General features: G+C 64.9%; 22 protein-coding genes. 13 read left to right on the forward strand and 9 right to left on the reverse strand.

Features of this window, described 5'->3' with window-relative positions; genetic code table 11:
- Positions 1 to 83 precede the first annotated feature (83 nt).
- Together A3CW_RS0115660 and A3CW_RS0115665 are read left to right on the forward strand one after the other, a co-directional pair.
- On the forward strand, positions 84 to 1,874 hold the full coding sequence (locus A3CW_RS0115660; protein WP_028204419.1) for a nitrite/sulfite reductase: 1,791 nt from the start codon (positions 84 to 86) through the stop codon (positions 1,872 to 1,874).
- Positions 1,871 to 2,275 (forward strand): DUF934 domain-containing protein, encoded by a 405-nt coding sequence (locus A3CW_RS0115665; protein ID WP_028204420.1) that lies wholly within the window; start codon positions 1,871 to 1,873, stop codon positions 2,273 to 2,275. Before A3CW_RS0115660 ends, A3CW_RS0115665 begins: the two co-directional genes overlap by 4 nt.
- A 4-nt stretch (positions 2,276 to 2,279) precedes the next feature.
- Here the strand turns inward: A3CW_RS0115665 and A3CW_RS46415 are convergent, their stop codons facing one another.
- A complete protein-coding gene (locus A3CW_RS46415) occupies positions 2,280 to 3,881 on the reverse strand; it encodes an MFS transporter (RefSeq protein WP_081771682.1) in 1,602 nt (533 codons plus the stop codon).
- Between the two features lie 101 nt (positions 3,882 to 3,982).
- Here A3CW_RS46415 and A3CW_RS0115675 point away from each other — a divergent pair, with 101 nt between their 5' ends.
- The 4 genes from A3CW_RS0115675 to A3CW_RS0115690 all read left to right on the forward strand — a co-directional run bounded on the left by A3CW_RS0115675 (position 3,983) and on the right by A3CW_RS0115690 (position 7,121).
- Positions 3,983 to 4,879 (forward strand): LysR family transcriptional regulator, encoded by an 897-nt coding sequence (locus A3CW_RS0115675; protein WP_028204421.1) that lies wholly within the window; start codon positions 3,983 to 3,985, stop codon positions 4,877 to 4,879.
- 381 nt (positions 4,880 to 5,260) lie between these two features.
- Positions 5,261 to 5,728, forward strand: coding sequence for a CBS domain-containing protein (locus A3CW_RS0115680; RefSeq protein WP_028204422.1), 468 nt, complete (start codon positions 5,261 to 5,263; stop codon positions 5,726 to 5,728).
- 532 nt (positions 5,729 to 6,260) lie between these two features.
- Positions 6,261 to 6,428: a hypothetical protein gene (locus tag A3CW_RS53315; protein WP_154677953.1), complete on the forward strand. Its 168-nt coding sequence runs from the start codon at positions 6,261 to 6,263 to the stop codon at positions 6,426 to 6,428.
- A gap of 279 nt (positions 6,429 to 6,707) precedes the next feature.
- A complete protein-coding gene (locus tag A3CW_RS0115690) occupies positions 6,708 to 7,121 on the forward strand; it encodes a hypothetical protein (RefSeq protein ID WP_028204423.1) in 414 nt (137 codons plus the stop codon).
- A gap of 23 nt (positions 7,122 to 7,144) precedes the next feature.
- Here the strand turns inward: A3CW_RS0115690 and A3CW_RS0115695 are convergent, their stop codons facing one another.
- From A3CW_RS0115695 to A3CW_RS0115720, 6 genes are all read right to left on the reverse strand, one after another.
- Entirely contained in the window at positions 7,145 to 8,263 is a 1,119-nt protein-coding gene (locus A3CW_RS0115695) for a malate/lactate/ureidoglycolate dehydrogenase (RefSeq protein WP_028204424.1), read from the reverse strand.
- Positions 8,264 to 8,312: 49 nt separating this feature from the next.
- Positions 8,313 to 9,587 (reverse strand): MFS transporter, encoded by a 1,275-nt coding sequence (locus tag A3CW_RS46420; RefSeq protein WP_051481485.1) that lies wholly within the window; start codon positions 9,585 to 9,587, stop codon positions 8,313 to 8,315.
- Between the two features lie 71 nt (positions 9,588 to 9,658).
- The gene (locus tag A3CW_RS0115705; protein ID WP_028204425.1) at positions 9,659 to 11,206 is read right to left on the reverse strand and encodes a UxaA family hydrolase; all 1,548 of its coding nucleotides are present in this window, start codon (positions 11,204 to 11,206) and stop codon (positions 9,659 to 9,661) included.
- Positions 11,203 to 12,123, reverse strand: coding sequence for an SMP-30/gluconolactonase/LRE family protein (locus tag A3CW_RS0115710; protein ID WP_028204426.1), 921 nt, complete (start codon positions 12,121 to 12,123; stop codon positions 11,203 to 11,205). The genes A3CW_RS0115705 and A3CW_RS0115710 overlap by 4 nt, the downstream gene beginning before the upstream one ends.
- 163 nt (positions 12,124 to 12,286) lie before the next feature.
- Positions 12,287 to 12,640, reverse strand: a complete 354-nt coding sequence (locus tag A3CW_RS0115715) for a cupin domain-containing protein (protein ID WP_028204427.1) — start codon at positions 12,638 to 12,640, stop codon at positions 12,287 to 12,289.
- Between the two features lie 30 nt (positions 12,641 to 12,670).
- Positions 12,671 to 13,309: an FMN-binding negative transcriptional regulator gene (locus tag A3CW_RS0115720; protein ID WP_028204428.1), complete on the reverse strand. Its 639-nt coding sequence runs from the start codon at positions 13,307 to 13,309 to the stop codon at positions 12,671 to 12,673.
- A gap of 122 nt (positions 13,310 to 13,431) precedes the next feature.
- On the opposite strand from A3CW_RS0115720, the gene pdxR reads away from it, so the two are divergent.
- Positions 13,432 to 14,919, forward strand: coding sequence for a MocR-like pyridoxine biosynthesis transcription factor PdxR (gene pdxR, locus A3CW_RS0115725; protein ID WP_028204429.1), 1,488 nt, complete (start codon positions 13,432 to 13,434; stop codon positions 14,917 to 14,919).
- Between the two features lie 7 nt (positions 14,920 to 14,926).
- Here pdxR and A3CW_RS0115730 read toward each other — a convergent pair whose 3' ends face one another.
- Entirely contained in the window at positions 14,927 to 15,865 is a 939-nt protein-coding gene (locus A3CW_RS0115730; protein ID WP_028204430.1) for a LysR family transcriptional regulator, read from the reverse strand.
- Positions 15,866 to 15,975: 110 nt separating this feature from the next.
- Here A3CW_RS0115730 and A3CW_RS0115735 point away from each other — a divergent pair, with 110 nt between their 5' ends.
- The 6 genes from A3CW_RS0115735 to A3CW_RS0115770 all read left to right on the forward strand — a co-directional run bounded on the left by A3CW_RS0115735 (position 15,976) and on the right by A3CW_RS0115770 (position 20,711).
- Positions 15,976 to 17,058 carry a tartrate dehydrogenase gene (locus A3CW_RS0115735; RefSeq protein ID WP_028204431.1) on the forward strand — a complete coding sequence of 361 codons (1,083 nt, stop codon included), beginning with the start codon at positions 15,976 to 15,978 and terminating at the stop codon, positions 17,056 to 17,058.
- A 127-nt stretch (positions 17,059 to 17,185) separates the two neighbouring features.
- Positions 17,186 to 18,454, forward strand: coding sequence for an MFS transporter (locus A3CW_RS0115740; protein WP_266232469.1), 1,269 nt, complete (start codon positions 17,186 to 17,188; stop codon positions 18,452 to 18,454).
- Positions 18,455 to 18,638: 184 nt separating this feature from the next.
- Positions 18,639 to 18,920, forward strand: a complete 282-nt coding sequence (locus A3CW_RS0115750; RefSeq protein WP_154677954.1) for a hypothetical protein — start codon at positions 18,639 to 18,641, stop codon at positions 18,918 to 18,920.
- Between the two features lie 104 nt (positions 18,921 to 19,024).
- Entirely contained in the window at positions 19,025 to 19,453 is a 429-nt protein-coding gene (locus tag A3CW_RS0115760) for a CidA/LrgA family protein (protein ID WP_245623657.1), read from the forward strand.
- A gap of 44 nt (positions 19,454 to 19,497) precedes the next feature.
- Entirely contained in the window at positions 19,498 to 20,238 is a 741-nt protein-coding gene (locus A3CW_RS0115765) for an LrgB family protein (RefSeq protein ID WP_051481487.1), read from the forward strand.
- A gap of 65 nt (positions 20,239 to 20,303) precedes the next feature.
- Positions 20,304 to 20,711, forward strand: a complete 408-nt coding sequence (locus A3CW_RS0115770) for a DUF1801 domain-containing protein (RefSeq protein ID WP_028204436.1) — start codon at positions 20,304 to 20,306, stop codon at positions 20,709 to 20,711.
- Between the two features lie 23 nt (positions 20,712 to 20,734).
- Here A3CW_RS0115770 and A3CW_RS0115775 read toward each other — a convergent pair whose 3' ends face one another.
- Complete coding sequence (locus A3CW_RS0115775) at positions 20,735 to 21,844, reverse strand: aromatic ring-hydroxylating oxygenase subunit alpha (RefSeq protein WP_028204437.1); 1,110 nt, start codon at positions 21,842 to 21,844, stop codon at positions 20,735 to 20,737.
- Positions 21,845 to 21,900: the final 56 nt, after the last annotated feature.

The following is a 21,900-nucleotide window of genomic DNA, read 5'->3' on the forward strand; positions in this document are numbered from 1 at the left end:
CATCTGCTTCTTGAGACACCGATGCGGACGCGATAACGTCGCCCCTTCCCTGTCCGCCGTATCACGGCATTTCCGCAGTCACCATGTATCGCTATAACGAATTCGACAAGGCCTTCGTGGCGAGCCGCGCGGCGCAGTTCCGCAATCAGATCGAGCGCTGGCAGCAAGGCAAGCTGAGCGAGGACGCATTTCGTCCACTGCGCCTGCAGAACGGCTGGTACGTGCAGCGGCACGCGCCCATGCTGCGCGTGGCGGTCCCTTATGGCGAACTGTCGAGCGAGCAGCTTCGCGTGCTCGCTCGCGTGGCCCGCGAGTACGACGAGCCCGAGGCCGAGGTGTACCGCCGCGCGCTCGAGGCGCAGCGCAAGCTCGGCACCGGGCGCCTGCCCACGCACCACGCCCACTTCACGACACGCACCAACGTTCAGTTCAACTGGATACCGCTATCGAAGGCGGCGGACGTGATGGATCTGCTTGCGACGGTCGACATGCACGGCATCCAGACGAGCGGCAACTGCATCCGCAATATCTCTTGCGACGAGCGCGCGGGTGTCGCGCCCGACGAGATCGCAGACCCCCGCCCGTTCGCCGAAATCATGCGCCAGTGGACCACGCTGCACCCGGAGTTCGCCTTCCTGCCGCGCAAGTTCAAAATTGCGATCACCGGCGCGACCGAAGACCGTGCGGCGACGGGCTGGCATGACGTCGGCCTGCGCCTCGTGTGCGACGAACAGGGCGAGCTGGGGTTTCGCGTGACCGTGGGCGGCGGCATGGGTCGAACGCCGATGATCGGCACGCTGATGCGTGAGTTCCTGCCGTGGCGGCACATCATGAACTACATCGAGGCCGTGGTACGTGTGTACAACCAGTACGGCCGCCGCGACAACAAGTACAAGGCGCGCATCAAGATCCTCGTGAAGGCCGAGGGCCAGCGCTTCGTCGACGAAGTCGAGGAAGAGTTCCGGCAGATCGTCGACATCGACGGCGGCCCGCACACGATCGAGCAGGCCGAGTTTGAGCGGGTCAACCGTTGCTTTATCGAACCGCCGAAGCGCGACACGGCACGCACCGCCGATAGGCATGCCGGCGCCATGCTCGAGGCCACGGCCGCGAGCACGCCGCAACTCCGGCGCTGGCTCGAACGCAACGTCGCGGCGCACAGGGACCCGTCTCTGCGCATCGTCACGCTCTCGTTCAAGCGCGTGCTGCAGGCGCCCGGTGATGCATCCGCCGATCAGCTCGAACGCGTGGCGGATCTCGTCGATCGCTTCTCCGCGGGCGAGGCGCGTGTCACGCACACGCAGAACATCGTGTTGCCGTGGGTTCACGCCGACGATCTGCTCGCCCTGTGGCAGGCGGCATCCGCGACTGGCCTCGCAAGCGCGAACGTGCACCTGCTCACCGACATGATCGCCTGCCCCGGTGGAGACTTCTGCGCGCTCGCCAACGCGCGGTCGCTGCCGGTCGCGCAAAGCATCATGGAGCGCTACCAGGACCTCGATGAACTGAACGATATCGGCGAGATCGACCTGCATATCAGCGGCTGCATCAACTCGTGCGGCCACCACCATAGCGGGCACATCGGCATACTCGGTGTCGACAAGGACGGCGCGGAGTGGTACCAGGTGACGCTCGGCGGCTCTGACGGATCGGCGCGCAGCGGCGATGCGCGTCCTGGCAAAGTGATCGGCCCGTCTTTCTCGGCGCAGGAAGTGCCCGAGGTCATCGACGCCTTGATCGGTGCTTACGTCGCGCTGCGCGAACCGCGCGGCGAATGCAACGAGACGTTCATCGAAACGGTGCGCCGCGTTGGGCTCGAACCGTTCAAGGCGGCCGCCGATGAGGTTCGAGCCACGACGGAGGGCACGGCATGAAAACCGCCTCACGCATACGTCTTCTGGACGCTCAAGATCATGCCGGCGATGTTTCGGCATCCCCCTTGATCCTCCCGAACGATGCCGATCCGCTTGCCTACGCCATCGAAATTGCAGCTGCGTCGCGCGTGGAGCTTCAATTCCCGTCGTTCACCGATGGGCGCGCCTATAGCCAGGCCTACCTGATCAGGCGGCGGCTCGGCTTCGAAGGCGACCTGCGCGCGACGGGCGAGGTGCTCGTCGATCAGTTGCTCCAGATGGAGCGCATGGGATTTTCGAGCGCCGTGTTAGGCGCTGACGTCTCCATAACGGATGCGCTTCGCCAGCTCGAACGCTTCCCCGCGTTCTATCAGGGTGATGCCCTGCGCGAGGCGCCGTGGCGCGGGAACGCGTTGGGCTGACCGCCTACAGTCGTATGGCGTTTGAGCGCTCGGACGCCCTGTTGCGTCCCGCGAGCAGCCAGATCAGCGCGGCGACCGCCAGCGCGAGGCAACCGGCGACGCGCAGCGCCGCGGCGAACCCTGTGCCGAAGGCGGCCGGAGCGATCGATGCGATCTCCAGACGGATATCGGGGGCGACACGCGCAAGCGCGTGGCCGAGATCGCCCGCGAGCAGATTCGACATGAACTGCGGATCAATACTCGCGTTCGCCGATGCGTGACTTGCGATGGCGGCATCGATCGCTGCGCGCGTGCGCGTGGCGAGCACAGCGCCCAGCACGCCGACCGACGTGACGATTGCCGTGAAGCGCGTCGTCGTGCTGATGCCCGACGCCATGCCGGTGCGATGCGAGGGCACGCACGCCATGATGGCTTTCTGCGTGTCGCCATTGAGCACGCCTGCCCCGAGGCCCGTCACGATCATGCCGAGCGCGACCCAGCCGTACTCGCCTGAAGGCGCGACAGCGGCGGTAAGCAGATTGCCGGCGCCGACAAGACAGAGGCCAACCGGGAGCGTCGACGTGGCGCCGTCGAGGCGCCGCCCGATGCGTGCGCCCAGATACGGGCCAACGATCATGGAGAGCGCGAATGGGAGCATCCCGATGCCGGCGCGCACAGGCGTCCATTCGAACGCGTTTTGCAGATACAGCGGCAGGAACGTCATCATCACCTGGGCACAGGCTGCGTAGCCAAACATGCCGAGCACCGCAGCGACGAAACGGGCCTGCGAGAACAGCGACAAATCGATGACCGCATGCGCGAGCCGCTTTTCGACCGCGATGAAGCACCCGATCAACAGCACGCATGCGCCAAAGCGCGAACCGGTGGCCACGCTGTACCAACCGTTGTCCTGCGCGCCGATCAACGCCCAGATTCCGCTCGCGAGCCCGATGCCGAACAGCAGGCTTCCCGCAAAATCGACGCGTTGTGCGTGCGGATTGCGGGACTCCGTTACCGCACGCTGCGCGCAGAAGACCAGGACGGCGCATACGGGCAGATTGAGCAGGAAAATCCACCGCCAGCCGACCCATTGCGTGATCACGCCGCCGACGAGCGGCGCGACGGTGGTCGAGATGCCCATCGTCATGCCCCAGATCGCCCATGCCCGGGCGCGCTCGCGCGGGCCGGGGAACGCGTTGGCGATCACTGCGAGCGCCGCCGTCAACAGCATCGCAGCGCCCACGCCCTTCACTGCGCGGAAGATATTCAACGACGTCACGCTGGGCGCCAGCCCGCAGCCAAGCGATGCAAGCGCGAAGACCAGCAGGCCAAGCACCAGCATCTTCTTGCGCCCATAGCGGTCCGCGAGTCCGCCCATTGGCAGCAGACACGATGCGAACGACACCATGTATGCGCTCACGACCCATTCGACGTCGGCGAATCCCGCGTGGAACGAACGCGCGATCGACGGCAGCGAGACCGCGACGATGTTCGTGTCCAGCGAGATCAGCGCGCAGGTCGCAGATGCCGTGGCAAGCAGGAAGCCCGCCGACCGCGGCTCGATATCGAGTCCTGGATCTTCGACAACCGCTTCCCCAACCGCTTCAATACTCCGTTCGTTCCCCATGCGCGCTCCTCAAGCGAATTTTGCAGACCTGATGCTAGCGCGCGCTGTGTTGTCTATCGATAGCAGATAAAATCACGTTTATTCATTCGTGGATGAATACGATGACACTGGAACTCCGTCACCTGCGCTGCATACTCGCGGTCGCCCGGCATCTGCATTTCGCACGCGCGGCCGAAGAGTTGGGGATTGCGCCGCCTTCGCTCACCAAGCAGATTCAGGACGCCGAGCGCCTGCTTCAGTTCCGGCTGTTCCACCGCACCCGCCGTTCCGTGTCGCTGACCACTGCAGGAGAGGCTTATATTCCTCGCGCCACCGCCGCGCTTGCGCAGCTCGACGAGGCGCACGAGCACGGGCTGCTGGCCGAGCGCGGACAGGTAGGGCGCATCCAGATCGGCTACGTCGCCTCGGCGGTATTTGCAGGCATCATGCGCAGGACCTTGACGCAATTTCGCGACCTGCATCCCCGGATCGACGTACAGCTTTCGGAAATCCCAATGGACGATATCCCGGCGCGACTCGTCGGCCGGCAACTCGACGTTGCCTACGTCAGACCCCCGATGTCCTGGCCCGAGGCGTTGCAAGCCAGCCGCGTGCATCAGGACGAATTCGTCGTCGCACTGCCGGAAGACTCCCCGCTGGCTGCACAGAAAGCCATTGCGCCGCAGCAGTTGCGCAACGCGCGGTTCGCGGTGCCCGAGCAGGAATTCGGCACACTTGAAGTGGCGCGGCGTGGACGCTTTTCGCCTCAGGTCGAGTTGCGGCCGGGCCCGCTGGTCGCAGTCGTTGCGAGCGTGTCGCTCGGTAATACGGTGGCAATCGTTCCCGGCTCGCTATGCACATGCGTCACGCTGCCGGGCGTCGTCTACCGGCCACTGGGCGGCAAGCCCATTCCTTCGGAAATCGCCCTGCTTTACCGCCGGCACGAGCGCTCCCGTGCAGTGCGCGCATTCCTGCAATACGCACGCACTGAAGCCGCGCGCACAGAGATCGGTCAGTGACCGTCGAGCCCGCTTAGCAAAGCGGGGAATAACGTGGGCGCAACAGCATGCCCGCGCTCGGCGTGCTCGGCGCGCCCGGCGTGCAGAAGCCATGCCAGTCATTGGTCGGGGAGCAGGTGTGCGTACGGCGGCAAAACCGCAAGCAAGTTGCTGGTTCAGCAACAGCACGCTACTGATTCACTGCTGGATTTCGAGTGATTCAGGCGCCGAATGCTCCGAGCAATTGCGCTGGAGAGACGGCCTGGTCTTGATAAGGCAAACGATCTACACTGCAATTCAGCACAACCGACTAGATCGGCCAGCCGTTGCGGACTGATCGTATCCCGTTTGCCTTGATCATGCGGAGTCTGTGCGTGCTGTCCGTTCTGTCTGGAGGTGGCCATGAAAAAGGAGAGGAAGACCGCACGGCAGATTCTGTCCGTGATCTCCCGCGAGGTTGTTTCGGTCAGCCCCGATGACACGGTGCTCGCGGCGCTGCATTTAATGGCGGAAAAGGATGTGACGACTATGCTTGTGCTGCAAGGCGGCAAGCTTGCCGGCATCCTGTCCCAGCGCGACTACGCCCGCAAGGTCGAAGTGCTCGGCCGCGACGCCGCCAGCACCAGGGTTGGCGAGATCATGACCACCGAGGTGTTTTATGTGACACCCGATCACACTTGCGATCAGTGCCTCGCGTCGATGCATACCAGGCGGATCCGGCACCTGCCGGTTATCGAGTCCGGGCGCGTCATCGGCGTGCTTTCCAGCAGCGACCTCCTGGAGGAACTTTTTCAGGAGGACGAGCATTTCATCACGCTCCTCGAGCATGACATGCTCTATCTGACGATCGATACGGGCGGCGCCTATTAGACACTCCGGCACTCGCGCCCAGGTCACGCGAGGTATAGCTGAGAGCACAAAAACAGGCGCGACCGCTCCTCTACAGGGCATCCCTCCCGCGAGCGCGGCAAAGCGATCCCGGCGCGCGATGCCGTGCGCCTGAACCGCAGCGGCGACGGCCAGGAACGGGGACTGATCCATCTTGTACTGCCCGGACTGGTCGCGGGCGTCATCGGTGGGCACTGGTGCGCTTCCGAGGTCCCATCAACCCATATTTGTGACAGTTTCCAGCAAGTGACTCACGCACGCTTGCCTATATCATGTTGTGATATATTATTTATGGGAGCCTTCCGGTGACCGGAACTCCGGTGGATGACAGTCTACGCAGAATACCGATGCGATTCGCGTGGGCGGCGCACACCCTTGAGGGAACTGCACCTATCCCAACCGGCGCCATCCGGGCATCGTGAAGGCCTGGCAGCGATCGCTGACGCCAGTGCGACGCGATCGCACACGACCATCGCCGAACACATATCCGGTCTCAACAGCCAGGAGCAATACGATGTTTGCCGCACCGATGTTTCTCGTCGCCGTTTTCGCTTTAATTGTGGCCATGCACCGTGGCGTGACCCGCAGGGCAGACGCGAGCCTTCGCGCACAATTCGAGGCGGAAGGCTCAGGCGGCGCAGTGTCGCGCCAGTTGATGCGAGTTGCGGGATTTAGCGTCTGAGCCCCCTGTAGCCCTGGAAGATGGGTCGAGCGCACCGCGATACCTTCCCGGCTCAACGCCTGCCCGACCTCCTCGGTTGAATAGCCCTTCAGCACGAACAAGAGCACGCTCGTTGCATACGCTAGCAGGTCGTGCTCGTACAGTCGTGGAGAGCTTCGCACGAAGCCATTTGAATCCCAAGCCGTGATCGACTTCGATCGAATGCTCTTCGACCCATCGCTGTGGACTACGCGAAAGCGTTAAAATCGGCGCTTCCCCTTTTGCGGCAAAAGATCACTCATGAAGTGCCTCACCCTCTCGCCGGTCCTCGCTGCCTTCGCTGCCATGGCGCTGGCCGCCACGCCCGTCCTTGCCCAAACGTCGTCGGGCGATTCGAATTCGAAGCGCGACTGCGCAATCGGTTATGTGACGGGCGTTGCCGGCTCGGCGCCAAGCGTGCGCGACTATCTGGCCACGCCGGAACGCGACCGCATTCGCTACCTGAAGGACAACGAGATTCAATGCAAGATCGCCGACGACGACAGCCACGCCTCCGGCTGCACCGGCGTCACGCTATTGAAGAACGAGAAGGTGAGCGTGTACGACGATAGCGACCCTGCCACCACCGCCATCGTCGTGCGCGTCGAACTCGATCGCGGCACCTACCCGGTGATCATCGTCGCGCCCAAAAACGAGGTGAAGTGCGACGAGTGAGCGGCACGTAGTTAGCCAGGGCGTTAGCGCGAGCTACGCTCGCACGCCGCGATATCCGCCTCAGTCACGCCCGCCATGCGCGCGGCGTCGACGATCTGCGACCAGCTCGTCGCATCCACGGGAATGCCGTGTGCCTCGCGCGCGCGCCGCGTCGCGTCCTCGCGCTCGCCGGGCAGCAGGATCTCATCGACACCCGCCGCGCGCCGCGTGGCCTTTAGCCATTCGACGAACGCGAGCGCTTCCTGCTCGCGCGAGGGCGCGTCGAACGCCGCCGGATCGACGATCACCGACGTCATGCAATTGACGATCGCGTGCGTGGAGACGATGGTTTGCTCGCGCGTCGTGAAGCCGCCCGAGAGAGCGCCCGCCAGAATCTCGCACATCGCGGCGAGCCCCGAACCCTTGTGGCCCGCCACCGCGCCGCCGAACGCGCGCAACGCGCCGTGCTGGGTATCGCTGAACAGCGCGCCCGGATCGCGCGTGGGGCGGCCGTCGCTGTCGATCAGCGCATCGGCGGGCACATCCACGCCCTTGTTGTAGGCCACGCGCACCTTACCCGCCGCAATCGCGCTCGTGGCGAAATCGAGCACCAGCGGCGAGCGCCCCTCGAGCGGAAACGCCGCGCAAAACGGATTGGTGCCGAAGCGCCGGTCGATGCCGCCGAACGGCGCGACGAGCGGATCGCCCGCGACGTTGACGAAGTGGAACGACACGAGCCCGGCGCGCGCACATTGCTCCGCCCAGTGCCCGATACGTCCGATGTGATGCGCGTTGCGCAGGCCGAGCGCACACACGCCGAGCGACTTCGCGCGCTCGATGCCGTGCTCCATCGCCTCGAACGCCGTGACTTGCCCGAAGCCGCGCCCGGCTTCGATCGTGAGCACCGCACCCGCGTCGCGCACGACCTGCGCGTGCGCGTTCAGTTTGAGCTCGCCTTCGCGGCACGCCAGCATATAGCGCGGAATCATGCCCACGCCGTGCGAGTCGTGCCCGGCGAGGTTGGCTTCGACGAGATGATCGGCAACCAGCGTCGCCTCGCGCGGCTCGCTGCCCGCCGCGCGCCAGATGGCAACGACAAAGGCGTGCAGCGCGCGAGCCTCGATAACGACTTCTGAACCCTTTGCAGCAGTGGCATTCGACATGTCCATGACCCTGTGTATGGCAGCGGAGTAAGAGGCGGCGCTTTCTTGCTTACGTGCGCGGCGCGTAAGCCGGTTGGTCGACGCCGCTGGCCTCGGGCGCCTGGAGCGGCTCGACGCGACCGACAATCAAAAGATAGCTCACCGCGCCGAGCACGCAAAATCCGCCAGCGACAACGCGCGGAATCGTGAAAGAGCCGCGCGTGAGCTGCAGCATCACGCCGGTAAACGTCGTCAGCGCGATGCCTGCGAGATTCGACGCGAAGTTCTGGATGCCCGCCAGCGAGGCGACATGCCGCGGCGTGGGCGCGACGTCGGCAGGCAGCGACCAGATACTGGCCGCCGCGGCCGCGAGACTCCCATAGGCAATCGCGAAGAGCGCGAGCATTACATAGATATCCTGAACAATGCCGGTGAGCGTGATCACGGACGAAAGCAGCATGCCGCCGACAATGCACGTCTTGCGTGCGGCAGTCAGGCTCCAGCCGCGCTTCACGAGCGTATCGGAAAGCCAGCCGCCCAGCCAGCCGCCAGGTATCGAGGCAATGGCGGGCAAGGTGCCGAGCGTGCCGAGCGACTTGAGCGAGAAACCGCGCGCCTCCACGAGATAGCTCGGGAACCACGTAATAAAGAAGTAAATGACGAAGTTCAGGCAGAAGAAGCCGAGCATCATGCCCCACACGGTGCGGTAGCGGAACAACGCGCTCCAGCGTATCGAGGCGGCGGCCGGCGCGGGGGCGCGCGGCTGATCGAGTGCGGCCCGCGCCTCGGGTTCCCGATACATCACGACCCAGCCCACGATCCACACGAGTCCGAGCGCGCCGGTAATCGCAAACGACGCCTTCCAGCCCCACGCGGCCATGATCGCGGCGACGAGCGGCAGCGAGAGCGCGGAGCCCACGCGCGAGCCGCTGTCGAAGATGCTCGTGGCAAGCGCGCGTTCGTCGCGCGAGAACCACTGGCTCACGAGCTTCGCGCACGACGGATACGCCCCCGCCTCGCCCGCGCCGAGCATGAGCCGGCAGCCGAACATCGCCGCGAAGCTGCCCGCCACTGCGGTGGCCGCGGTGAACACCGACCACCAGCCGACGGCGAACGGCAACGCGATGCGCGCGCCGGCCCGGTCGACGAACCAGCCATACGGCAGCTGCATCACGGCGTAAGTCCAGAAGAAGCCGCTGAGCAGCAGCCCCATGGCGGCAGGACCAATGCCGAGGTCCTTCATGATGTGCGGCGCCGCCACCGCGAGATTGGCGCGGTCGATGTAGTTGACCGCAATCGCCAGAAAGCAGAAGAAAATGACCAGCCAGCGCGATTTTTCCTTCATGGAAAGCACTCCTTCTGAATGTGGCGTCGTCTCTCCCGTGAGTGGCGGCGCCTGTCCGAATCGCTCCCGCTCTACATGACCGCCCCCAGATGCCAGGGCACGAATTCATTCTGGCCGTAGCCGTGCAGCTCGCTCTTCGTGCGCTGCCCGGAGGCCGTCGCGAGCATCAGTTCGAAGATCGCGGCGCCGGCCTCGTCCACGCTTTGCTCGCCGTCCAGGATGCGGCCACAGTTCAGGTCGATGTCTTCTTCCTGGCGTCGCCACAGCGCGCTGTTCGTGCCGAGCTTGAGCGACGGCGAAGGCGCGCAGCCGTAGGCCGAGCCGCGGCCCGTCGTGAAGCAGATCAGGTTGGCGCCGCCCGCCACCTGGCCGGTGGCGGACACCGGGTCGTAGCCGGGCGTATCCATGAACACGAGCCCCTGCGCGCGCACGGGCTGCGCATACTCGTAGGTCTCGACGAGCCGCGTCGTGCCGCCTTTCGCCACCGCGCCGAGCGACTTTTCGAGAATCGTCGTGAGACCGCCTGCCTTGTTGCCGGCAGAAGGGTTGTTGTTCATGTTGGCTTCCATGCGCGCGCAATACGCTTCCCACCAGCGGATGCGCGCCACCAGCTTTTCGCCCACTTCGCGCGACACCGCGCGCCGGGTGAGCAGATGCTCGGCCCCGTAGATTTCGGGCGTTTCGGAGAGGATCGCCGTGCCGCCGTGCGTGACGAGCCGGTCCACGGCCGCGCCGAGCGCCGGGTTCGCGGAAATGCCGGAGTAGCCGTCCGAGCCGCCGCACTGCAAGCCGACCATGAGATGACGCGCGTCGACAGGCTCGCGCGTCACGCGGTTCGCATCGGCCAGCAGCGCGCGCACCTGTTCGATGCCCGCTGCCACCGTGCGCGCGGTGCCGCCCGTCTGCTGGATCGTCATGGTCGAGAGGCGCGCGCCGCGCTCGAGCTGTTCGGCTTCCACGAGACCGTCGATCTGGTTCGTCTCGCAGCCGAGTCCGACGATCAGCACGGCATAAAAATTAGCGTGCCGTGCATAACCCGCAAGCGTGCGGCGCAACACCGTGATCGGCTCGCCCTCGGCCGCGAGCGCACAGCCTTCGCCGTGGGTGAGCGCCACCACGCCATCGACGTTGGGAAAAGCTTCCAGCGCTTCGGGGTGGATGTCGCGACGGAAGTGATCGGCTATCGCGCGGGCGACCGTGGCCGAGCAATTCACAGACGTCAGGATGCCTATGTAGTTACGCGTCGCGACGCGGCCGTCCGCGCGCCGAATGCCGAGGAATGTGGCAGGTTGCGCAGCGGCGGCCGTGTCGTGCGCGTCCACGCCGAATGCGTAGTCGCGCTCGAAATCGCCCATCGAGAGATTCTGGGTATGCACGTGTTCGCCGCGACGGATCGGCCGGCTCGCAAAGCCGATGATCTGCCCGTAGCGGCGCACCGGTTCGCCCGGCTCGATATCGCGCAGCGCGACCTTGTGGCCAGGCGGAATCATGCCCGCGACCGTATGGTCGCCATAGAGTGTCGAGCCGGGCATCAACTGTCCGCGCGCGATGGCAACGTCATCGCGCCGGTCGAGGAGAATGAGCGCGGCCGAAAGCGAGGCGGGGTCGAGAAGCGTCATTGCCGGTCTCCGTGGAAAGCGCCGCGCACGCCAACATAAAGCGAGTACAGCGACGTGCTGGCTGCAATGAAAAGGCGATTGCGATTCGGGCCGCCGAACACGAGATTCGCGACCGTCTCCGGCACGAGGATCTTGCCGAGCAACGTGCCGTCGGGCGCATAGCAGTGGATGCCGTCGCCCGCGCTCGTCCAGACGTTGCCGTGCTCGTCCACGCGCATGCCGTCGGGCACGCCCGGCGACACCTCGGCGAAGACCCGGCCGTTGTGCAACCCGCCTTGCGCGTCCACGTCGAATACGCGGATGTGATGCGGGCCGTTCTCGATATGCGACGCGCCCGAGTCGGCCACATAGAGCCGCAATTCATCGGGCGAGAATGCGAGCCCGTTGGGCTTCATGAAGTCGTCGGCCATGCGCTGCACCGCGCCCGTATCGGGCGCCACGCGATACACGTGGCATGCGCCGATCTCGCTCGGCGCGCGAAAGCCCTCATAGTCGCCGAGAATGCCGTAGTCGGGGTCGGTGAACCAGATCGAGCCGTCCGAATGCACAATCACGTCGTTGGGCGAATTCAGCCGATGCCCTTCGTAGCGGTCGGCAATGACGGTGATGCGCCCGTCGTGCTCCGTGCGCGTCACGCGGCGCGTGCCGTGCTCGCAGGTCACGAGCCGGCATTCGCGGTCGAGTGTGTTGCCGTTGCTGAAATTCGAGTTCGCGCGGAACACGCCCGTGCCGATGCCGGGCACCCAGCGCATCATCCGGTTGTTGGGAATGTCGCTCCAGACAAGAAAGTCGCCGGCGGGAAACCATACCGGTCCTTCCGCCCACATGCAGCCGCCCGCGAGCTTCTCGAACTGCGCGTTGGGCTGCAGCAGCATGCGAAAGCGCGCATCGTGGATTTCGTATTCGTGGGGATTCATCGTTCCGGCCTCGTACCGTCAGGGTCAGGTCACGGCGATGCGCGTGACCGATCGCTCACTGCCGCGCCGGTTTATTAAATACTAGTTGAATAGGCCTGTGAAGATTTTCTTCAAGCGCCTGGAATGTGGTTTACCCGTGTTTACCCGCGAGCCTGCATGGCAATCAGGTTTTGTCGAACACCTGGTCCAGGTCGTAGACGAGCAGGAACACGCAGCCCGTGTCGCTATGAAATCCTGTGTCGACGGTGCTCCGTTCGGCAATGCCCGCGTATCCCGCCGCGAGCCGCCGGCCGTTTTGCACGGCCTCGCCTTCGAGTATGTAGATGCACTCGGGGCCCGTATGGCGGTGATCGGGGAACGTTGCCCCCGCAGCGAACCGGACCAGTTGCATCGCGCGGCCGTCTGCCTTGCCGAGGTTCTTGACCTCGACGCCAGGTGCGTAGCGGGAGGACACCCATGGCAGGCTCGCTGAATCGATGCATGAAAAGCCCGACGCGAGCGGCGGGTCGTTTGCCATGACGGGGCCCCTTGTGTGCGCTGTTGCGCGCTATTGCGCCTTCTGGTCGGCAGCGGCAAGCATGGCGTCGGCAATGCGAGACTCGCCGCTCGATTTGAGCGCTTCGCCCGCACCGCGAATATCGCGCTCTTCCTTGTTCTGACTGAGCTTGCTCTTGCCGACCAGACGCGTGATCTCGATCTCCACGCCGACTATCGCCTTGACGAGCGTATCCGTGTAGTCCTTCGGCGCGTCGGCCATCTTCCAGGGCTTGGGCTGCGTGGCTTCGTGCGTGCGCGTCAGGCGGCCAATCACGCCGCGCACGTAGCGCTCGTCGTCGAGAATCCTGATGCGCCCGTGAGCATGGACCACGACGTAATTCCAGGTCGGCACCTGCTTGTGCGCCTCGTGCTTGCTCGGATACCAGCTCGGCGAAATATACGCGTCGCCCGCGCGGAAGATCACGAGCACTTCGTCGCCGTTCGCCACGTCCTGCCAAACCGGGTTGGCCCGCGCGACGTGCGCGCGCAGGACGCCCAACTCGCCTTCGCCCGCCGCGAGTTCAAAGGGAATGTGATTGGCATCGAGCCCGCTTTTGCCCTGCGTGACCAAGGTGCCGAACGGATGTTGGGCGATGCAGTCGTGCAGGACGTCCTTGCGGTTTTCGGCGAAATGGGCTGGTACGTACATGCGTTTGTCCCTGCTCGTAAGGTGGTGGGTTAGCGCGGCCGATGCCGCCACAGACCCGAGTCTGCCTCAAAAGTGGTTTATTCTATAGATCCAGTTTATTCATACTCCAGTGAACCAGAATCATGCCGAGAACCGCGCAGGCCGCAGAGATGCCATCGTTCGGCACGCTGGACCGGGAGGCCGGCAATCTCAGCCGCCAGGTCGCAGAGGCGTTGCGCGAAGCGGTGCGCAAAGGCGATCTGCGGCCCGCCGATGCATTGCCTTCCACCCGCGCGCTCGCCACTTCGCTCCAGGTGGCGCGCGGCACGGTGGTCGAGGCCTACGAGCAACTGATCGCCGAGGGCTTTCTTGAATCGAAGGCCGGAGCCGGTACCCGCGTGGCGCTCGCGCTGGCGGAGCCGCCGCCCGCACGCGAGCCCCGCGTGGCCTCCGGGCAGGCCGCGCAAGCCGGGCTGCCGGAACGCGCCGAAACGTTCGCCAGGATCGGACGCGAGTTCAAGCCACTTCCTCCGGTGCCGTTCGCCATTTCGGTGCCAACGGGCTTGACCGCGCCCGGCGACATCTGGCGCCGGCTCGGCAACCGCTTGCGCGCGCGGGGTCCGGCCTCGCCGACCGGATACGCCGACCCGCAAGGCGCATTGGCGCTGCGCGAAGCGATTGCCGATTATGTGCGCAAGTCCCGCTCGGTGCGCTGCGAAGCGGATCAGGTCATCGTGACGAGCGGCACCCAGCAGGGGCTCTTTCTCGCAAGCCAGGTGCTGTTGGGGCCGCGCGACCAGGCATGGGTCGAGAACCCGGCCTACCGTGGCGTCACCGCCATCCTCGAAAGCCTGCCGTACCGTGACGCCATGGTGCGCGTGCCAGTGGACGCCGAGGGTCTCGATGTCGAGGCCGGCATTCGCATGGCGCCGAAGGCGCGCGTGGCGTTCGTCACGCCCTCGCATCAATATCCGCTCGGCATGCCGCTGAGCATGGCGCGGCGCGCGGCGTTGCTCGCTTGGGCGCGCTCGGCGCATGGCTGGGTCGTCGAAGACGACTACGACAGCGAACTGCGCTACGAGGGCTATCCGTTTCCGGCGCTGCAGGGCCTCGCGCCGGATCGCGTGGTGTATCTCGGCACCTTCAGCAAGATCCTGTTTCCCTCATTGCGGCTTGGCTATGTCGTCGTGCCGCCCAGTCTCGTGGATGCATTCTGCGGCGCGCGCGTGCTCATGGACCGCCATCCGCCGACGGCCGATCAACACGTGCTCGCGGCCTTCATGACCGAGGGGCACCTCGAGCGACACGTCCGCAAGGTGCGCAACGTCTATGCCGAGCAGCGGCTCAGCCTGATCGCAACGCTCGAAGCGCTCTTGCCCCGTGAGCTGGCGTGGATCGAGCCCGGTGATCAGGGCATGCATCTCGTGCTCTGGCTCTCCGCGAGGCTGGACGATCACCAGATCGTGCGGCTCGCGGCGAACGAGGGGATCGCAGTGCGGGCAGCGTCGCCCATGTTCGCCAAGGGCACCGCGCGCCCAGGGCTCATCCTCGGCTTTGGCGGCTTTAGCAGCGCGCAAATGAAAGCGGCCGCGCAGCGCCTCGCCGCCGTGATCGCCGCGGCGGCGAAATGAAGCGAGGCTAAGCGCTTCGGGCTACTGGATATCGCTGCGACTTGCTCAATTCGATAGCGAGGAAGTCGACGAACGCCCGAATGCGCGTGGAAAGCTGGTGCCGCTGCGCATACACGGCATAGATGTCCGCGCCCGGCGTTTCATACTCGGGCAGCACGACCACGAGCCGCCCGTCCGCCAGATATTCGTTGATGTCCCATTCTGCGCGCATCAAAATGCCGTGCCCGTCCAGCGCCCACTTCACGGCAATCTCGCCGTCGTTGGTCGTGAGATTGCCATTGATCCGGACTGCTTCCGATTTGCGCGCACTGCCGCGCTCGTTCGAAAGCCGCCACACGCCATAGGCTTCGTCGCCCTGGCGAATGCTGATGCAGTTGTGCTTCACGAGGTCGTGCGCCGTGGCGGGCGTACCCCGGCTCGCGAGATAGGCGGGCGAAGCGCACAGCAAACGCCGGTTCGCCGCGAGACGCCGCGCGATCACGCGCGTATCGGGCGGCTCGCCGAAGCGGATGCAGACATCGTATGAATCTTCCGTGAGCGGCGGAGGCATGACCGAAAGCTGAAGCTGCACGGAAACCTGCGGATACTGCGCGACGAAACGCGAAAGCGCCGGCCCGATATGGCTGCGCCCAAAGCCGAGCGTCGCGTTCACGCGCAGCAACCCCTTGGGATGCTTCCTCGAGCCGCCCAGCAGCTCGCCCAGCTCGTCGATCTCGTCGAGAATGCGGCGCGCGTGCTCCAGGTACACCTCGCCTTCGGGCGTCAGCATCATGCGGCGGGTCGTGCGGTTCACGAGCGGCACCCCGGCGCGCTCCTCCATTTGCGCGAGCCGCTTGCTCACGGCAGCGGGCGTGAGGCCCAGCTCGCGCGCAGCGGCGCTCAGGCTGCCCGAGGACGCGAGCGTCGAGAAAAAGCCCAGATCGGCGGGCTGAACGGTGTCGGTCACGGTCGCCACTTGTGAATTCAAGTTAAGGATGCTTTGAGTCTAGCACCGGTTTTTGAACCGGGAGTTCGGTAAAGTGAACCCACACTGGCCACACTTCACAGGAACGAGACATGAAGACCTATCGCATCGCAACCATTCCCGGCGACGGCATCGGCAAGGAAGTCGTGCCCGCGGGCAAGGAGGTGCTGGAAGCGCTTGCGAAAACCACCCAGCGCTTCGCGTTCGAATTCGAAAACTTCGACTGGGGCGCCGACTACTACCGCCAGCACGGCGTGATGATGCCGGCCGACGGGCTCGACGCCATCCGCAACAAGGACGCCATTCTGTTCGGCTCCGCGGGCGACCCCGACGTGCCCGACCACATCACGCTCTGGGGCCTGCGCCTGAAGATCTGCCAGGGCCTCGATCAGTACGCGAACGTACGGCCCACGCGCATCCTGCCCGGCATCGACGCGCCCTTGAAGCGCTGCAAGCCCGAAGACCTGAACTGGGTAATCGTGCGCGAGAACTCCGAAGGCGAGTATTCGGGCGTGGGCGGCCGCGTGCACCAGGGTCATCCGCTCGAAGCCGCAACCGATGTGTCGATCCTCACGCGCGCCGGGGTCGAGCGCATCCTGCGCTTTGCGTTCCGCCTCGCGCAGTCGCGCCCCCGCAAGCTGCTCACGGTCATCACCAAAAGCAACGCGCAACGCCACGCCATGGTGATGTGGGACGAGATCGCGCAGCAGATTTCGCAGGAGTTCCCGGACGTGAAGTGGGACAAGGAGCTGGTGGACGCCGCCACGGCGCGCATGGTCAACCGCCCGGCTTCGCTCGATACGATCGTCGCGACCAACCTGCACGCGGATATTCTCAGCGACCTCGCCGCCGCGCTCGCGGGTAGCCTGGGCATTGCGCCGACCGGCAACATCGACCCCGAGCGGCGTTATCCGTCGATGTTCGAGCCGATCCACGGTTCGGCCTTCGACATCATGGGCAAGGGGCTCGCCAATCCGATCGGCACGTTCTGGTCGGTCGTGATGCTGCTCGAGCACCTCGGCGAAACCGAAGCCGCCGCTCATGTGATGCAAGCCATCGAGACCGTGACTGCCAACCCCGCGCTGCACACCGGCGACCTCGGCGGCAAGGCAACCACCGCGCAGGTCACGGCCGCGGTGTGCGAACTCGTCGAAAAGGCAGCCGTCGCTGCCTGAGCGCCAGCGCGCCGTAAAAAAGCCGACACGGGGGCGTGACACAAAAAAGACCCGCGCGCCCCCGCCAAACCCTCCAAGGAGGAGACACTTGAATTCGGATACCGAAGCAATCGTCACGCGCAAACTCATGTGGCGCATCATCCCGTTCGTCATGCTGCTCTATTTCGTGAGCTTTCTCGACCGGGTCAACGTGGGCTTCGCGGCAATGACGATGAACAAGGCGATTGGCCTTTCGCCGACGGCGTTCGGCCTGGGCGGCGGCCTTTTCTTCATCGGCTACTTTCTGTTCGAAGTGCCGTCGAACCTCATCTTGCACCGCGTGGGCGCGCGCATCTGGATCGCGCGCGTCATGGTCACGTGGGGCATTGTCTCGGCGGCGTCCGCCTTTGTGACCGGCCCCACGAGTTTCTATGCGCTGCGTTTTTTGCTCGGCGTGGCGGAAGCGGGCTTTTTCCCCGGCATCATCCTCTACCTGAGCCTCTGGTTCCCGACGAAGCAACGCGCGGCAGCGGCCGCCTGGTTCATGGCGGCCGCGCCGATTTCGACGGCGCTCGGTTCGCCGATTTCCGGCGCGCTCATGCAATTGCCGCCCATGTTCGGTCTCGCCAACTGGCAACTGCTTTACGTGATCGAAGCGATTCCTGCCGTGCTGCTAGGTTTCGTGGTCCTGAAGGCGCTCACCGATGCGCCCTCGAAAGCGCGCTGGCTTGAGCCGCAAGAGCGCGACTGGCTCATGGCGAAGCTCGCCGAGGAAGCGAGGGCCCGCGAGGGGCACGCCGGCCATACGGCAGGGGCGCTGAGCGCCCTGCGCGACCCGCGCGTGCTGGCGCTCGCGCTGATCTACTTCGGCACCTCGGCCGGCCTTTACACGCTGGGCCTGTGGGCGCCGCTCATCATCCGGCAATATGGCTTCAGTTCGCTCGAAACCGGGCTGCTGAATGCGATTCCGAGCATCGTGGCGGTCGTCGCCATGATTCTCTGGGCGCGGCACTCCGACCGCACGACAGAGCGCACCTGGCACGTCGTGATTCCCTGCGTGCTGGCATGCGTGGGTTTTATCTTCGCGGGACAGGCCAGCACCGCGCTGATGATCGTGCTGGCGCTCGTGGTGGTCAATATCGGCATCAGCGCCGCCAAGGCGCCGCTCTGGGCCATGCCCAGCATGTTTCTGTCCGGCGCGGGGGCCGCAGCGGGCATCGCCATGATCAATTCGATCGGCAATCTCGGCGGGTTCGTCGGGCCCGCCGTGATCGGATGGCTGAAGACTCAGACCGGGAGCTATGCCGCGGGCTTGTATGTCGTTGGCGCGACGCTCGCGCTTTCCGCGGTCGTTACGCTGATGCTGAGTCGCAAAGCGAGCCAGCCGGTGATGGCGCAGGTGAGGCACGATCACTGAAGGGGCAGGCTCTCGCGCGGCGTCGCCGTCGCGCGGGAATCCGTATCGATACGCGCTCTTCACCGATCCCATGCGACCATGAAACGCTACCGCAACTCATGCATCGCCTTCGATCCTCGGCGCGGCGGCCTTCGATTACGCGACCTCCACGACGCGCACCGACATCCTGAGCGCCCCCGCGCTCGTGCACGGCCCGGACGCCTTCACAAATTCGCGCCTTGCCGTCTTCCTGCGCACCGTACCGAAGGCCTCCGCCATCATCGGCCTTACGCTTAACTTGTTGACGCTTTCGATTTGCTTCCTCGTGTTCCGCTATTTCGGCTTCCTTGTCGATGCCGCATCGATCTTCGTCATTCTTTCCGCGGTCATGGGCAGCTTCTTCACCATCTCCCTCATGGAGCCGGAAGCGCAAAACGCATCCAGCTCCGTCAAGGCGCCCGGAACGGGCGCGTCGCTCAACACTTAACGATTTCTTCAGTTGCCGTCCATGTTTTCGCTCGCGAGGTGGGCGGATACTGCCGGCGTGTCGTTGCGTTCGTTGCGTCCGTTGCGTTCCTTCGGAGCTTGCCGATGCACCACCCCGCCCCAATGCATGCCCCGGCGCCAGTCAAGGCGGACCTGGCGTTCGTGCGCACGTTCGCGCTGCTCGTCGCGCTACAGGGCGCCGGAGAATGGATCGCGTGGATCGCGCGCGTGCCTGTTCCCGGCCCGGTCATCGGCCTCGTGCTGCTGCTCTGTCTGCTTTCAGCGGCGCCCCGGGTCGAGCGCGACGTGGAAGGTCCGGCGCTCGGGTTGCTCAATCATCTTTCGCTCTTGTTCATCCCAGCTGGCGCAGGCGTGTTCGCGCTTGCCGGCGTGTTGAAGGGTCAACTATTCGCCATTGCGGTCGCCATCGTGGTGAGCACTGCCCTTTCGATTGCCGCCGGCGGACTCGTGACTTGCGCGTTGCTCGAAAGAAAGACGAAACAATCGATGCCGTCCGCGAAGATCGAACCATGAGCGGCTACGGCGGATTTGCGCCGGTATGCGCGAGGAGACCCACCATGCCTGAACACGCGGTGCCTGCTTTCATCGGCGCGTGGCTCACGAGTTCGGATGTACCTGCCATCGCCGCGACGATCGGCGTCTATCTGCTCGCCTGCTGGATACACCAGCGCTGCGGCCGCAATCCTTTGGCAAACCCTGTCGCGATCGCGGTCCTGCTGCTCACCGGTCTGCTGAAGTCAGGCGGCATTCCTTACCAGGCCTATTTCGAGCACGCGCGCTTCATTCATTTTCTGCTCGGGCCGGCGATCGTGGCGCTTGCGGTGCCGCTCCATCGTCAACTGCAAAAACTGCGCAACGCTTTCGTTCCGCTGGTGTGCGGCCTGCTCGCCGGCAGCTGCGTGGCCGTCGTTTCGGCCGTGGCGATTGCCGTGATGTTCGGCTGCGAGCCCGCAACGGTCGCCTCGCTCGCGCCAAAGTCGGTCACCGCGGCCATTGGCATGCTGATCTCCGCCAAAGTAGGCGGCATGCCTGCGTTGACGGCCGCCATCGTGATCGCCACCGGCATTTCGGGCGCCGTCATGGGGACCTTCATCCTGGGCGTGCTCGGCATCCAGCGCGACGACGCGCGCGGCTTCGCCATCGGCGTGGCCTCGCATGGCATCGGCACGGCCCGGGCGTTCCAGATCAGCGAGGAGGCGGGCGCGTTTGCCGGACTCGGTATGGCGATGAACGGCACGATTTCCGCACTCGTCCTGCCCTTCTTGCTCCCCATGGTCATTGCCCACGTCACCGGGTGACCTCAGTGCTACATTACGATCCTGATTGCCCGACAACAGGAAGTCATGCAAGGCACGGAGCGCGAATGACCCCATCGGAACGGATTGACCAGCTAATCGCGGAACTCACCGACTGGCGCCGCGAAACCTTCGCCGCAATGCGCGAGGCCATTCTCGCAGCCGACCCGGCGATCGTCGAGGAATGGAAATACATGGGCAGCCCCGTGTGGTATCGGGACGGCATGATCGCCGTGGGCAATGCACACAAGGGCAAGGTGAAGCTCACGTTCCTGGACGGCGCGAGCCTGCCCGATCCGAAGCAGCTGTTCAACGCCGGGCTCGACGGCAACGCGCGACGCGCCATCGACTATCTCGAGGGCGACAAGGTCGACAAGCGCGCGCTGACGGCACTCATTCGCGCAGCGATCGAATTCAACGAGGGCAAAGCGAAGAAAAAGGCGCCTGCCAAACCGCGCGCCCGCAAAACGGCCTGACGCGAGCGCCAGGCGCCTTCGCCTCAGGCATCGGCTTCGCTCACCTCGCGAATGGGAATCACGGTGCGCTCGCCGCAATCGCGCAGCAGGTCGCGCAATTCGTTGATGACGGGAAAGACCTCGTGATTCCAGTCGGCGCCCTGGTTGTCGTGCGCCGCCTGTTCGAGTTCGACGATGGTGCGGTCTTCCTTGAAGATGCGCTCCGTGAACCAGACCAGCAGCGGCCACGCCGCGTCGAGCAGGAACGGAATGGCGGGCCTGCGGACCGAAAGGAGACCGAATGTCCGGTTCGTGCGCTGACGCGCGTCGAGCGGCACATAGACGATCCACAGGTCCATGAGGAGCGAGTCGTCGCTCGAGCGTATTTTCAGCGTCTGATACGGATATTCCGTGCGGATCGTCATCACGCTCTGGTCGCTCGGGTCCGCGCGGTTCTTGCTCGCGCCGAACACGAGCGCCTCGCCCGCGGGCTGCTTGCCCTCCATGCGAACGAACGTGTAGTCCACTTCAATGGAGTTCTCGCCGCGCCGCCGGCCGAGCGAGCGCGCCCGCATCTGGCCCATCTGGCGGCGGTGCAAGAACTGGTGATTCATGTCCATCAGATTCTCGTGCATGAACGAGTAGTGACACTTCACCTCGCGCCCGAAACGGCGCGTCTTGTATGCCTTGTCCGTGACCGAATCCAGCACGGGCAGCGGAGTTTCTTCGGCGAGCGTGGCGTTGCCGGGAAAGACGAAGATCATGCCGTGCGCCTCGCGGCACGGATAGGCGCGCACGCCGTTGGGCAGACGCTCCCGTCCAAGGTAAGGCACGTCCACGCATTGGCCCGAACAATCGTAGGTCCAGCCGTGGTAGCCGCAGCGAAGCGACTCGCCGTCCACCACGCCCGCATGCAGCGGCACCTGGCGGTGAGCGCAGCGGTCTTCGAGCGCGTGCACCGCGCCTGACGCGGTGCGAAAGAGCACGATGGGCTCGCCGGCGAAATGCGTGCCCAGCGTCTTGCCGGGCTTGAGTTCGCGCGACCAGGCGAGCGGATACCAGTGATCGGGATGAATGGGCACCCGGCGCAGGTCGCGCGGTTCTTGCAAATGTGACTCGATCGTATAGCCGTCGGGGAAAGGCATTGCGCGCATGCGGAGAATCTCCTTGTCGAGTCCGTCGATATCGTCGTTATCGTCGTTCTGGAAAA

This window comes from Paraburkholderia nodosa DSM 21604, from assembly GCF_000519185.1.
Classification (GTDB): domain Bacteria; phylum Pseudomonadota; class Gammaproteobacteria; order Burkholderiales; family Burkholderiaceae; genus Paraburkholderia; species Paraburkholderia nodosa.